Source organism: Corynebacterium phoceense (assembly GCF_900092335.1).
GTDB classification, from domain to species: domain Bacteria; phylum Actinomycetota; class Actinomycetes; order Mycobacteriales; family Mycobacteriaceae; genus Corynebacterium; species Corynebacterium phoceense.
On record NZ_LT596208.1, the window covers coordinates 1,268,660 to 1,282,457 of the forward strand.

The following is a 13,798-nucleotide window of genomic DNA, read 5'->3' on the forward strand; positions in this document are numbered from 1 at the left end:
GCTCAGCGTCGAATTATTCCGGTATAGAACTCACGCGACTAGTCGCGCGGAACCTCGACCTCTTCGTAGGCCTGCAGGATGTCGCCCACCTGGATATCCGGGTAAGACAGGACAGCACCGCACTCGTAACCGGCGTTCATCTCGGTGACATCGTCCTTCTCGTGACGCAGAGACTCGATCTTCGCGTCGGAGGAAATGACGTTGCCATCGCGGACCAAGCGCACCTTGCCGTTGCGCTTGATCTTGCCCTCGGTGACCATAAGGCCGGCGATGGTACCCACCGCAGAGGACTTGAACAGCGCGCGGATCTCGGCCGCACCAGTGTCGCGCTCTTCGTAGATGGGCTTGAGCATGCCCTTGAGAGCCTGCTCAATCTCTTCGATGGCGCGGTAGATGATGGTGTAGTAACGGATGTCCACGCCTTCGGCGTTGGCCTCCTCCGTTGCCTTACCCTCAGCACGCACGTTGAACGCGATGATGATGGCGTCCGAGGCAGCCGCGAGCGAGACGTTGGTCTGCGTGACAGCACCGACACCGCGGTCGATGATGTTGAGCTGGACCTCGTCGTCGATCTCCAGGTCGAGCAACGCGTCCTCGAGGGCTTCTACCGAACCGGCGTTGTCGCCCTTGAGAATGAGGTTGAGCGTGGAGGTCTCCTTGAGCACGGCATCCAGGTCTTCGAGCGAGACGCGCTTGCGGGACTTCGCCTGCAGAGCGGAACGCTTGCGGGCATCACGCTGCGCGGCAATCTGACGCGCGACACGGTCGTCCTCGACCACGAGCAGGTTGTCGCCCGCACCCGGCACGCCGTTGAGACCCTGGACCTGGACCGGGCGGGACGGACCCGCCTCGTCCACGTCATCGCCGAACTCGTCGAGCATGCGGCGCACACGGCCATGTGCGTCACCCACGACGATGGAATCACCGACGCGCAGCGTACCGCGCTGAACGATGACCGTCGCGACCGGGCCGCGGCCACGGTCGAGGTGGGACTCGATAGCAACGCCCTGGGCGTCCATGTTCGGGTTCGCCGTGAGCTCCAGCGCCGCGTCCGCCGTAAGGATGACAGCTTCGAGCAGCTCCTGGATGTTCGTGCCGGCCTTCGCAGAGATGTCGACGAACATGGTGTCGCCGCCGTACTCCTCCGGGATGAGGCCGTACTCGGTGAGCTGGCCACGAATCTTGTCCGGCTGTGCCTCGGGCTTATCGACCTTGTTGACCGCGACGACGACCGGGATATCCGCAGCCTTCGCGTGGTTGATGGCCTCCACCGTCTGCGGCATAACGCCATCATCGGCAGCGACAACGAGGATCGCCAAGTCCGTGGACTGGGCACCACGGGCACGCATGGCGGTAAACGCCTCGTGACCCGGGGTATCCAGGAACGTAATCGTGCGCGGGCCATCTTCGAGCTCCACCGTGGTCTGGTAGGCGCCGATGCCCTGGGTGATGCCGCCGGCCTCACCCTCGCGCTCGTGCGTCTTACGGATGGTGTCGAGCAAGCGGGTCTTACCGTGGTCGACGTGGCCCATGACCGTGACGACTGGGGGACGCTTCTCCTGGGCTTCCTCGCCGCCTTCGTCCTCACCGAATTGGAGGTCGAAGGACTCGAGGAGCTCGCGGTCCTCGTCCTCCGGCGAGACGACCTGCACCTCGTAGTTGATCTCAGAGCCGAGCAGCTGCAGCGTGTCCTCGGAGACGGACGCCGTTGCGGTCACCATCTCGCCGAGGTTGAACAGAGCCTGGACGAGCGCTGCCGGATCGGCACCGATCTTCTCAGCGAAGTCAGCGAGCGACGCGCCGCGACGCAGGCGAACGACCTTGCCGCCGCCGTCNCGGGGTCGGTGCGCCCGGCTTCGGGGCAGCGGACTGACCCGGCTTCGGGGCGCCCTGCGCCGGTTTCGACGCGGGCTGGCCCGGCTTAGCGGCGTTAGACTTCTCTGCACCCGGCTTGGGTGCGCCCGGCTTCGGTCCCGACTTCTCCGCGGGCTTGCCCGGCTTCGCCTGCGCAGACGGGGCCTGCTGGCCCGGCTTGGGGTTGCCAGCGCCCGGCTTCGGGGCAGCAGACTGTCCCGGCTTGGCAGCACCCGACTTGGGCGCGCCACCCTTCGCGGGCTGCTGGGCGTCATCCTTGGCGCCCTGCGGCTCGTAGAAGGCACGCATCTTCTTCACCACCGGCGGTTCGATGGTGGACGATGCGGTTTTAACGAACTCGCCCTGGTCCTTCAGGGTCGCGAGCAGTTCCTTGCTGGTTACTCCGAGCTCTTTCGCGAGCTCGTGAACGCGTAGCTTTCCGGCCACTTGTCTCCTCTTGGTTGTTGCTTGAGGATGGCCGCGAAAGTGGCGGCCACCGTCAAGAGTTGTTGTTGACGACTTTCATCGCTGATGCTTCATCGTTGTGCGCTCATCAGTGTGGGGTCTTCCTTTATGCAATCTGGGTCCGGCACCACGTTAGGGCGCCGCGACCGACTCCAGGTACGAACGTACTTGACCTGTGTCCACGTGGGTAGACGTGCGCAGCGCGCGACCGAAAGCTCGGCGGCGCTCCGCTAGCTCATATGCGCCCACATCCGGCGTGAGCCACGCTCCCCGTCCGGGAAGGCGGCGGTGCGGATCGGCCACGACGCGAGTTGGATCTGCGGGGTCGAGGACCACGCGGAGCAGCTCGGTATCGGGGCGGCGGTCGCGAGTGGCAATGCACGTACGCACACGGAGTGACGTCATAGCGAGGTCAACTCCTTCGTGCTCGTGCACGCCCCGATTCAGGGCGCGCGGGATTACCACCGGTGTCCACCGGCGCATGAGGGCCGTTCCCTAGTCTACGCGACATGACGCAGAATTTGAACTTAGGGTAAACGCGCCGCCACTCAAGCGTGGCGGCGCGACACCAAAATTACGCGGCGCGACACCACAATTTACTCTGCAGACTCCGCGTCCGAGTGGATGTCGATCTTCCAGCCGGTAAGACGCGCGGCGAGACGAGCGTTCTGGCCCTCCTTGCCGATGGCGAGCGAAAGCTGGTAATCCGGCACGGTGACGCGGGCGATCTGCGCCTCCGGATCGAGGACGTCGACGCGCACGACCTTAGACGGTGCAAGCGCATTGCCCACGTAGACGGCCGGGTCCTCGTTGAAGTCAATGATGTCGATCTTCTCGCCGTGGAGCTCACGCATGATGTTGTTGACGCGCGCCCCCTTGGGGCCAATGCAGGCGCCCTTGGCATTAAGGCCCTTGGCCTTGCCCTGCACGGCGATCTTCGTGCGGTGGCCAGCCTCGCGGGCAATGGAGATGACCTCCACGGAGCCGTCGCCAACCTCCGGGATCTCCAGCTCGAAGAGGCCGCGGACGAGCTCCGGGTGGGTGCGCGAGAGACTCACCTGCACGGCAGCGCCGTTCTTATGCACGTCGACGACATACGCCTTGACGCGGTCACCGTGCTTCAAGGTCTCGCCCGGGATCTGCTCGGCGGGCAGGAGGATACCGTCCTGGGCGTCGGCTTCGGTGCCGAGCTGGACCACGACGATACCGCGCTCGTTGGCGCGCGCGTCGCGCTGCACGATGCCGGAGACCACGCGACCGGTGAGCGGCGTGTAGGAATCAAAGGTGCGGTCGGCCTCAGCCTCACGCATACGGCGCAGGATGGCGTCGCGCACGGCGTGGGCGCCCACGCGGCCGAAGTTGGCTGGGGTGTCGTCATATTCGGTGACGACCTCGCCGGTCTCCGGGTCGGTCTCGGTGACGATGACGGCCACGGCGCCGGTGTCTCCGTCGATGTCCACGCGGGCCTTGACGTTCTCGTCCGGCTCCGTCGCGCGGTATTCGCGGTAGGAGAAGAGCAAAGCGGATGCGATGGTCTGCAGCAGATCACCCACGGGGATGCCCTGCTGCGTCTGGATGGTGCGCAATGCCGCGATGTCGATATTCACTTATTAGTCCTCTCGGTCAGCCTGCTCGGCTGCTTGTTCAAACGATTGCTCAGTCACTCGAAGCTCGTCTTCGGGTGCGCGTGCGAATTCAATTTCTACCACCGCGCCGGCCAGATTTTCCAATCGTGCGACGCTCACGCGCAGCTCTTTCTTCGCGCGCGCGACGAGGATCACCGAGGACTCGTCAGGAGACAGCGCTCCCAGCCGGCCCACGGTCCTCCCCTCCAGCGAAATGACACGGCCACAGTTGCGACGGAAATGGCGCGGCGCGGTGAGCGGCAGATCCACGCCCGGCGTGGAAACCTCCAGCGTGTAGCCTGCGCCGAAATTGAGCTCGCCGCGCGCCTCTAGGTCGTCGAAAAACGTGGAGATCTCATCGGAGACCTCCCCCAGCAGATCCGAGCTCGGGCGTTCGTCGCCATCGACGCGGATAACCACCTGGGACTTCTTTCCAGCCGGAGTTGCCTTGACGTGCTCAAGGTCGAGCCCGCGCGCAGCCAACAGCGGGGTAAGCCGCTCGGTCAAAATCTGTGGAGTGGGAAAAGCCATGCGTTCTACCCTAGCTGCTTCCCACGCCTCGCACGCGCGCTAAGGTTGACTGCGTGTTACGCCGAATGCTCATTGCCGCCGTCTTGCCCGCCGCCCTGCTCACCGCCGGGTGCGCGCCTATCGTCGACTACTTCGGCCCGCGGCCGGACCCGACCCTTATCGAACTCGCCGCGCAAGCGCAGTCCCAGGGCAACGCAGAGCATGCCGATGCCCTCTGGGCCGAGGTCGCCCGCACCTGCGGGTTCGCCGAGGACGGCACCTCCCCTGGCTCCTGCCAGGTCGACCGCGACGCCGCCATGGCGGAGTACTCCACGAAGCACGCCGAGCCCATCGATCCGCTCACCGCCGCCGTCCCCGTCGAATCCCGCGCGCTCATCGTCTCCCACGCTATTGACGATGCCGCCAGCGCCGCGCCGCAGCTCGCCGAGCCGGACCTTATGCTTACCCCAGCCGAAATCGACCAGGCAAAGGATCTCCTCGCGTGGGAATACGAGACCATCTGGGGACTGGACACGGCGAAGGCATTTGCGGCGGGCGATCAGGAGGGGCGCATCGGCAGCCTCATCGCTGACCACGAGCAGATCGCCGCATGGCTGCGGGGCCTGCTGGCAGACGCCNTGCAAAGGAGCACTACCCCCATGCGTTCTAGGACGAAGACTCTCGCACCCTTCGGTGCCGCCGCAGCGCTTCCCGCCGTCGGCGCCCCCGCCGCTCACGCCGCCTCCACCGCGGCCTGGGACCAGGTCGCCGCGTGCGAGTCCGGCGGCAACTGGAATATCAACACGGGCAATGGCTACTACGGCGGCGTCCAGTTCAGCTACGACACGTGGGCCGGCTACGGCGGTCAGCAGTACGCGCCCACCGCAGACCAGGCCACCAAGGCCCAGCAGATCGACATCGCCGAGCGCGTCCTCGCTGGCCAGGGCGCTGGCGCCTGGCCCAACTGCGGCGGCCCGCTGACCTACTAGCCGCTAGCGCGTGAGCCGATAGGCCGCACGCATCATGAGCAGCTGCGCCGGAAGGCGCAGCGCGTGNGGCAGACGCCAAGGCCGAGGCCCCGGCGCAGGCCGCGGCCTACACTGCGACGGACCTGCCGCTGCCCACAGACACGGCGAGCTCCGCAGACTACGTCACGCAGTTAAACGCACGCACGCAGGAACGCTGGACGCAGGCGGCGACAATCGCGGGCCGGGACGAAGCCACAGCTGCCGCGACCACCGAGGCGACGGATGCGACCGCGTGGCTGCGCTGGCTCGTGGGGACCGCCGCCTGGGCGCGCACCGTCTAGCGGGTAAGGTGGGCGGCTATGACCGCTTCACGCATGAAGTCCGCCCGCTGGCTCGCTCTCCTCTTACTCATCCTCGGTATCGGGGCGATGTCGCTGGGAGGTGTGGAGCAGCCCAACGCGGGTACTCATTCCCTGCCGAGCGACGCGGAGTCCACCCGCGTCGCCAACATCCAGGCCGAGGTTCAGGAGGCCTCGGGCGCCGGCGAATCTCAGGCGGCCATCGTCTTCTTCAGCAGTGACGTGCGCACACACATGGACGAGTTGCAGAAACTCGCCGGTGACTTGGGCCCCGTCATTCCGAATGAGGCCGGCGACGGTGCCATCGTGCCCTACAACGTGGAGTCCACGAGCTCCTCGCAGAACGCCACCGAGGTCGAAGACCTACGCGCGCGCCTCACCGACGGCGCACCGGAGGGCGTGACCGTCCAGGTCACCGGCCCGGCCGCGATCCGCGCTGACCTCGCCAGCGTCTTCGAAGGCGCCAACTTCCTGCTCCTTGGCGTCACCGCGGCCATCGTCGCGCTCTTGCTCATCGCGACGTATCGCTCCCCCATCCTGTGGATCCTGCCGCTGCTCGTCATCGGCATCGCTGACCGAGTCGCCGCAACCGTTTTCACCTACGTCCTCGACGCCACCGGCCTGTCCTGGAACGAGTCGACCTCCGGCATCCTCTCCGTCCTCGTCTTCGGCGCGGGCACGAACTACGCGTTGCTGCTCATCTCGCGCTACCGCGATGAGCTCACGCGCCACGAGGACCGCTTCGCCGCCATGGCCGCCGCCTGGCTGCCCACGCTCAAGGCTGTCACCGCCTCGGCGACGACCGTGATCCTCGGCGTGCTCTGTCTGCTGCTCTCCTCCGTCCCCAACACCCGTGGCCTGGGCCTCGCGTCCGCCACGGGCATCATCATCGCGTGGCTCTTCGCCCTGTTCGTCCTGCCCGGCGTGCTCGTGACCTTCGGTCGCTGGATCTTCTGGCCCCGCCGCCCCGAAGTCGGCACCGAGCCGAACCACAAGCTCTGGGACCGCGTGGGCGGCCTTGTGGGCGCACGCCCCAAGCTCGTCACGGCCGTCTCCCTTCTCCTGCTCGCCGTGTGCGCTTCCGGCTACGCCCACATTTCCACGGGGCTGACCCAATCCGACCAGTTCCTCGACACCCCGGAATCCATCTCCGCTGGCACCGAGCTCGAAGAGAAATTCCCCGAGCAATCCGCCACTCCGACCATTATCGCCACCCGCGACGCGGACGCGGTGAAGGAGGCCCTCCCCGACGCTCAAGAGACCGGCGCCGGCAACGGCTGGACGCTCTTCCAGTCTTCCGCCCATTTCTCTGAACTACGCGGGCAGCTGCCGGGCGAGACCTACGTGGGCGGCTCCGACGCTCAGCTCGCGGACGAAGAATCCGCCGCAGCCGACGATCGCCGCACCATCTTCCCGCTCGTCCTCGCTCTTGTATGTGGCGCGCTCATCCTCATGCTGCGCTCCCTGCTCGCGCCGCTCATCATGGTCGCCTCCGTCTTACTCACCAATGTCGCCGCCCTGGGCCTGGGCTGGTGGGTAAGCTACTACATCTTCGGCTTCGACCGCTTCGCCTCCACGACGCCGCTTTTCGCGTTCGTCTTCCTCGTCGCCCTCGGCATCGACTACACGATCTTCCTCATCACCCGTGCCCGCGAGGACGCCCGCAGTGTTGGCACCCGCCGCGGCGTGCTCACCGCGCTCTCGGCCACCGGCGGCGTCATCACCTCAGCCGGCATCCTGCTGGCCGCCGTCTTCGCCGCACTCGGCGTCCTCCCCCTCGTCGTCCTCGCGCAGCTGGGCATCACGGTCTTCATCGGTGTCCTCCTCGACACTCTTATCGTGCGTACCGTCCTCGTGCCCGCCCTCGTCCAGCTCCTCGGCGAGAAATTCTGGTGGCCCGCCCACCCGGCCGGAAAATCCGACTCGGAAACGGTTTCCCTTAAATCTGCCGAATCCCCCGCTGCACAGCGCTCCTGATAGAAGCCTGTCCTCCGCTCAGCGGAAGGACAGGTAATTATGCGTTGAATTTCATTGCACACAATCGCATGGACTCCTACGTTGGGTCGGCATGGACGCGGCAGGCCCTCCTCCCGCTGCTTTCAAGAATCTGACCTCAACCATGCAAAGGAGCACTAACTCCATGCGTTCTATGACGAAGACTCTCGCAACCTTCGGTGCCGCCGCAGCGCTTACCGCCGTCGGCGCCCCCGCCGCTCACGCCGCCTCCACCGCGGCCTGGGACCAGGTCGCCGCGTGCGAGTCCGGCGGCAACTGGAATATCAACACGGGCAATGGCTACTACGGCGGCGTCCAGTTCAGCTACGACACGTGGGCCGGCTACGGCGGTCAGCAGTACGCGCCCACCGCAGACCAGGCCACCAAGGCCCAGCAGATCGACATCGCCGAGCGCGTCCTCGCTGGCCAGGGCGCTGGCGCCTGGCCCAACTGCGGCGGCCCGCTGACCTACTAGCCGCTAGCGCGTGAGCCGATAGGCCGCACGCATCATGAGCAGCTGCGCCGGAAGGCGCAGCGCGTGATAGGCCTTCTTCCCCCACCCCGCGCCGGTCTTCAAATCGCGCGCGGCGTGATAGAAGTTCGCCGGCCACACGGCCGCGAGCAACCCGAGCGCTGACCACCCGCCCACAGGGCGGGTTTTCTTATTGATTACTGCGGCACCCGTCCCCAACTCCCACACGCCCGAGACGTAGTTGTACAACCGCGCCGTGCCCGGCAACTGCGGCGGCACGATGGACTCAAACTCCTCCTTCTTTACGAAGTGGAGGGTGCCCATGGTGAGCATGACCGAACCGAACGCCAACGCGCGGGCTTCATTCCAATCGATGTTCATACCTCGAGCCTAGCCCCACCAACCGTGGTGACGCACGCACAAGGAAACCACCAAAGGTAAACCACACATCTCCCAGACCCGCTCGGTTTACTTCCTCTGGTTTCCTTTTACATAGTCGTTACACAGTCGAACAAAAGGGAGCCTCACAAGATCCCTTCTGTCCCTCCACAATCACGAACGCCCCACCGACACACGTCGATGGGGCGCCTCGCGCAACGAAAACTAACCGCGCACGAGCGAGGTGAGCTTCTCCACAATCTCCGCAGCCGGGACCTCGAGGGTCTCGCCTCCGCGGATACGCAGCTCAATAATGCCATCCTTGAAGGAGCGGCCCAGGATCGCGATGAACGGCATGCCCAGCAGCTCGGCGTCCTTGAATTTCACACCCGGGGAGACCTTCGGGCGGTCGTCGAAGAGGACCTCGATACCGGAAGCATCCAGGTCAGCCACGAGCTTGTCGCCCGCCTCGAGAGCCGCCTGATCCTTGTTCGCAACGACCACGTGCACCTGGTACGGCGCGACGTCAATGGGCCAGTTGAGGCCCTTCTCGTCCGAGCGCTGCTCGGCGAGAACAGCCATCATGCGGGAGACGCCGATGCCGTAGGAACCCATGGTCGGGACGGCGCGCTTGCCGTTCTCGTCGAGGATCTGGACGTCAAAGGCCTTCGTGTACTTGCGGCCCAGCTGGAAGATGTGGCCCAGCTCGATGCCGCGCTCCAGCGTCAGCGTGCCCTGCCCCTCCGGAGCCGGGTCGCCTTCCTTGATCTCCGCTGCCTCGATGAACTCGTCGACAGTGAAGTCACGGCCAGCCACGCACCCCACCACGTGGCGGTTCTTCGCATCCGCGCCCGTGATCCAGGAGGAGCCGTTGACCACGCGCGGGTCAGCGTAAACCTTGACGCCATTGGCATTAAGGGCACGCGGCCCCACGTAGCCCTTGACCAGGAACGGGTATTTCTTAAAGTCGGCATCCGACGCCAGCTCAAACTCGACCGGCTCCAGCGACGCCTCGAGACGCTTCTCGTCCAGCGCGCGATCGCCCGGGATGAGAACCGCAGCGAGCTCCCATTCCTTCTCTTCTTCCGATGCCGCCGGCGCGGCAGTCTTGATGACCATGCACTTGAGCGTGTCTGCGCCCGTCACGGCGCGACCATCGATCTCGATGCCCTCGCCATTCGCCCAGTCCACGAGGGTGTCGATGGTCTCTGCATCCGGGGTCGTGTACTCGGTCGCCTCCGGCTGGCCCTCGATGGGGGTCTCCGTCGGAACCGGGGTGACAACGGCCTCGACGTTCGCCGCGTAGTCGCCATCAGTCGCGCGCACGAAGGTATCCTCGCCCGCAGGCGACACGGCCAGGAACTCCTCCGACGCAGAGCCGCCCATGGCACCCGAGGTGGCCTTGCAGATGGCGTAATCGATCTTCAAGCGGTTAAAGATGTTTTGGTACGCCTTTCGGTGACGCATGTAGGACTCGTCCAAGCCCTCATCCGTCATGTCGAAAGAATAGGAATCCTTCATCACGAACTCGCGGCCACGCAGAATGCCCGCACGCGGACGCTCCTCGTCGCGGTACTTGGTCTGAATCTGGTACAGGGTGACCGGGAAGTCCTTGTACGAGGAGTACATGTCCTTGACGGCAGAGGCGAACATTTCCTCGTGCGTCGGGCCCAGCAACATGTCTGCGCCCTTGCGGTCCTGGAGACGGAAGAGGTTATCCCCGTACTCGGTCCAGCGGTCCGTGAGCTCGTAGGGCTCGCGCGGCAGCAGCGCCGGGAAGAGCATTTCCTGGCCGCCGATGGCATTCATCTCCTGGCGGACAACATCCTCAATCTTGCGCAGCGTGCGCAGACCCAGCGGCAGCCAGGTGTACACACCAGGCGCGGCACGGCGCACGTACCCCGCGCGGACCAAGAGCTTGTGGCTGGTGACTTCGGCGTCGGCCGGATCCTCGCGCAGAGTGCGCAGGAAGAGCGTAGAAAGGCGTGTAATCATGGTTCCCAACTTTACCCCGCTGGGCCGGGCGCTACGCTAGTGGCATGCTCATCGTCCTCCCACCTTCTGAAACCAAGGCGCCCGGAGGCACCGGCGCCCCGCTTGACCTGGACTCTTTGTCCTTCCCGGAACTTAACCCGGCGCGCCGCGAAATCGCGGAAGTCTTAAGCTCCCTGGACCCCGACGAGGCGCTCAGCATCCTCAAGATTTCGCAGAAGCTGCGTGGGGAGGCCGTCGCCAACACGGAGCTCTCTACCTCCCCCACCATGCCCGCCCTTGAGCGCTACACCGGCGTCCTCTACGACGCTTTGGACGCTCCCTCGCTTTCCGATGCCGCCCGCTCCCGCCTCGCCGTCGGCTCCGCCCTCTTCGGACTCGTCCGCGCAGGCGATCTCATTCCCCACTACCGACTGTCCGGCGGCACGAAACTCGAGGGCCGCACCATGAAATCGCGCTGGGGCTCGCTCATCACAGACGCGCTCACAAAGGTCCAGGATGAAGAACTCGTGGTCGACCTGCGCTCCGGCACGTACCAGCAGCTCGGCCGGCTCCAAGGCGCTGTGACCGCCCGCGTCGAGTCCGTGCAGGAGGACGGCTCCCGCAAGGTAGTCTCCCACTTCAATAAGCACTACAAGGGCCAGCTTGCCCGCGTGCTCGCGACCGCACCCTCGGAGGCCTACTCCATCGACGACGTCGCCGCCCTTGCCCAGGCCGCAGGACTCACCACCGAAACCCGTCGAAACGAGCTCGTCCTCGTCATCTAACGCACACCGCCATTTACCCCATTGCGCTGCGCTTTCACCATCCAGTGAATAAAATTAATGGTATGACACGGCGTAAGAAATCTCTGGTGTGGCTCAGTTCGATCCTCGCGGTGCTCGTAGTCATCGCGCTTCTCGCAGGGTACTTCTCCGCGCGGATCATCCTGCACTTTCTCTTCGCCCCGCAGCACGACATTGACGTCTACACTTCCCCTGCGCTGAAGGCCGCCCACACCCGCATCACTACCGAAGACGGGCTCGGTCTCGACGCCTGGGAGCTCGCACCGGACACCGACCCAAAGGGCGGCGTTGTCATCCTTTCCGGCCTCCAAGGCCCAAGTGTGACGCACCTCCACGAGTTCGGCGAGTTTCTCCAGGACCAGGGCTACACCGCGCTGCTGCTGGAGATGCGCGGCATCGCCGGCTCCGAGGGCGACCACGAGGAGGGCGGCCTCGGCGAAATCCGGGATCTCAAGGCGGGGCTCACCTACCTCCGCTCCGAGCACCCGGATCTTCCGCTGGGTGTGTGGGGCACGTCCATGGGCGGCTTCGTCACCCTCGCGAGCCTCGACTATCTCGACGCGGACACCATGCCCGCCGCCGTGGTCGCCACGAGTTCGTATACCAATTTTCCTTCCATTTTCGCTGATACCGCGATTGCCTACGGCCTCCCCGAGAGCCAGCGCACCGCCGTGGAAGAAGGAATCACCGAAGAACTCGGCGACCGCTACGGCGAGTACACCACCGCCAGCGCCCTGCACGCCGTCCAGAACACGGACACCAAGATCATGCTCGCCTACGCCGAAGGCGACGTCCAAGTCCCCTCGCGCCACTCCAAGGAACTCATCGCCGCCGCCCGCGCCGCGGGCAAGGACCCTGAAGTCTTCGCCGTCGAAGGCAAGGAACACTTCATCGTCCCCGCCAACGAAGAAGGTCTCACCGAGTACGTCGGCGACACCTCCTACGGCCGCGCCGTCGCTGACTTCTTTGCACGCAACCTGCGCCGATAACGCACCTTCCTTAAACCTAAACTCATCCCGCGCACCAACGAGGGCCGCACAGCGCAACGAAGATATGCCGAGCTACAGCAGCGGGTTGTACCGCAGACTGTTGCGCCGCGGCTCGCATTCCGTTGCAATGCGAATAGACCGCGCCACGCGTCCCTCATCGCGCGCCTTATAGAGCGGATCCACAATCCGGTCCCGCAGATTCCACGGGGAAATCGTATTGATGTAAATCTTCGTGCCGCCCTCAAAGCCCGCGAGCGTGGACACGCGCAGCTTGATCATTACGCGCCACGGCGCCGGCGTCGCGGTGGACGGCGGACGGTGGTGCCACTCCTCGTTACACGCGACCTGCGGCCCCACAGCCACGTGCGCGGCATGGATGAGGTCGCTCATCGCGTCGCGTTCCTCGCTCGACTGCAGCCACGGCTCACACGTCGCGGACTTGGAGTAGATCTCCAGCGTCGGATAGCGGTGGCCAAAACCGGCAAAGAGCACGGCGTGGTCGTTCTCAGCGATGATGAGGTTGTGCTGCATCGCGTAGTCCACGGCCCACTCGTTGTACATGTTGGGATGCGCACGCAGAATCTCGAGCTCATGCCCCGCCGCCATGCCGCGGTCATCGATGGCCACGAGCTGCTTGTGCAGGTGGTCAAAGGACGCGCCCGCCGGCGCCAACCAGTTCTGGAACGCAACGACATACGACGCATACCGATTGTGCTCATACAGGTCGCGCATACTATCGGCCGTAAACTGCACGAACAACCGGTGTTCTTCCGGCGTAAGCGTGCCCGAAGACGCCAGCCGGTCATCCGTCGTCGCACCCGGCACATAGTGATTGCGTCCCACGATGACGTCGTGTCCGCCGCCAAAGAAACAGTGCGACTGCGCCAGCAACGCCTCGTCGTCCGCGTCCGGCTGTCCGGAGGCCGCGCGCTTCGTCCGCACCGTGCGAAGAACATGCTCGCGCCCCGCCGGATCTGCGAGATAGGCATCCATGCGCGCCTGTGTCGCCGCGTCGAGCTGGTAGCCGTAGTTCTGCTCCCAGTAGTCGAAGGAGACAATCTCAAAAAGGTTCGGCACGCGCCGGAACAGCGGCTCCGTCGCATCGAGCGCCCCCGCCGACACACCGCGCAGAATCTCCCCAGTAGCCAGAATGCGGGATTTCTCCGGCGGCGTCTCCAGCCGGCGCTCCGCACAAAACGCACACGTTGCCACGTGTGCCTGCGCGTCAATATCGTGTACGGCAGACGCAGGCGTCGAGAAAGGCCGGTTTCCACGGCCCGGCACGGTCCATACCTCGGTGCCGGAGAAGGGATTGAGTTGTTTGACGGTGCCGTCCGCCATGCGCAGAATGGGCTCGGGGCGGCTGTAGAGGGACTGGGTCATACCGTTTAGACTATCGCGCCTCT

The 13,798-nt window shown here is 65.1% G+C and carries 11 protein-coding genes and 1 pseudogene; 5 read left to right on the top strand and 7 right to left on the bottom strand.

Annotation, left to right across the window (positions count from 1 at the left end; all coding sequences use genetic code 11):
* Positions 1 to 38: 38 nt before the first annotated feature.
* The 4 genes and pseudogenes from infB to rimP form a co-directional block, all read right to left on the bottom strand.
* Positions 39 to 2,301 (bottom strand): annotated as a pseudogene (infB, locus tag BN9444_RS10215) (translation initiation factor IF-2).
* Between the two features lie 150 nt (positions 2,302 to 2,451).
* Positions 2,452 to 2,724 (bottom strand): YlxR family protein, encoded by a 273-nt coding sequence (locus tag BN9444_RS10225; RefSeq protein ID WP_068801851.1) that lies wholly within the window; start codon positions 2,722 to 2,724, stop codon positions 2,452 to 2,454.
* Between the two features lie 191 nt (positions 2,725 to 2,915).
* Positions 2,916 to 3,926 carry a transcription termination factor NusA gene (gene nusA / locus BN9444_RS10230; RefSeq protein WP_066486705.1) on the bottom strand — a complete coding sequence of 337 codons (1,011 nt, stop codon included), beginning with the start codon at positions 3,924 to 3,926 and terminating at the stop codon, positions 2,916 to 2,918.
* Between the two features lie 3 nt (positions 3,927 to 3,929).
* Entirely contained in the window at positions 3,930 to 4,475 is a 546-nt protein-coding gene (gene rimP / locus BN9444_RS10235; protein ID WP_068801852.1) for a ribosome maturation factor RimP, read from the bottom strand.
* Positions 4,476 to 5,113: 638 nt separating this feature from the next.
* On the opposite strand from rimP, the gene BN9444_RS10240 reads away from it, so the two are divergent.
* From BN9444_RS10240 to BN9444_RS10250, 3 genes are all read left to right on the top strand, one after another.
* Positions 5,114 to 5,443 (top strand): transglycosylase family protein, encoded by a 330-nt coding sequence (locus BN9444_RS10240; protein ID WP_068802197.1) that lies wholly within the window; start codon positions 5,114 to 5,116, stop codon positions 5,441 to 5,443.
* A gap of 338 nt (positions 5,444 to 5,781) precedes the next feature.
* Positions 5,782 to 7,758: an MMPL family transporter gene (locus tag BN9444_RS10245; protein ID WP_068801853.1), complete on the top strand. Its 1,977-nt coding sequence runs from the start codon at positions 5,782 to 5,784 to the stop codon at positions 7,756 to 7,758.
* 163 nt (positions 7,759 to 7,921) lie between these two features.
* Positions 7,922 to 8,251, top strand: coding sequence for a transglycosylase family protein (locus BN9444_RS10250; protein ID WP_068801854.1), 330 nt, complete (start codon positions 7,922 to 7,924; stop codon positions 8,249 to 8,251).
* Positions 8,252 to 8,254: 3 nt separating this feature from the next.
* On the opposite strand, the gene BN9444_RS10255 is transcribed toward BN9444_RS10250, so the two are convergent.
* Positions 8,255 to 8,629, bottom strand: coding sequence for a DoxX family protein (locus BN9444_RS10255; protein ID WP_068801855.1), 375 nt, complete (start codon positions 8,627 to 8,629; stop codon positions 8,255 to 8,257).
* Between the two features lie 222 nt (positions 8,630 to 8,851).
* Positions 8,852 to 10,621 (bottom strand): proline--tRNA ligase, encoded by a 1,770-nt coding sequence (locus BN9444_RS10260; protein WP_068801856.1) that lies wholly within the window; start codon positions 10,619 to 10,621, stop codon positions 8,852 to 8,854.
* Between the two features lie 44 nt (positions 10,622 to 10,665).
* On the opposite strand from BN9444_RS10260, the gene yaaA reads away from it, so the two are divergent.
* Together yaaA and BN9444_RS10270 are read left to right on the top strand one after the other, a co-directional pair.
* Positions 10,666 to 11,385: a peroxide stress protein YaaA gene (yaaA, locus tag BN9444_RS10265; protein WP_068801857.1), complete on the top strand. Its 720-nt coding sequence runs from the start codon at positions 10,666 to 10,668 to the stop codon at positions 11,383 to 11,385.
* 62 nt (positions 11,386 to 11,447) lie between these two features.
* Positions 11,448 to 12,392 carry an alpha/beta hydrolase family protein gene (locus tag BN9444_RS10270; protein WP_084759298.1) on the top strand — a complete coding sequence of 315 codons (945 nt, stop codon included), beginning with the start codon at positions 11,448 to 11,450 and terminating at the stop codon, positions 12,390 to 12,392.
* 72 nt (positions 12,393 to 12,464) lie between these two features.
* Here the strand turns inward: BN9444_RS10270 and BN9444_RS10275 are convergent, their stop codons facing one another.
* On the bottom strand, positions 12,465 to 13,775 hold the full coding sequence (locus BN9444_RS10275; RefSeq protein ID WP_068801859.1) for a DUF4921 family protein: 1,311 nt from the start codon (positions 13,773 to 13,775) through the stop codon (positions 12,465 to 12,467).
* Between the last annotated feature and the right edge of the window lie 23 nt (positions 13,776 to 13,798).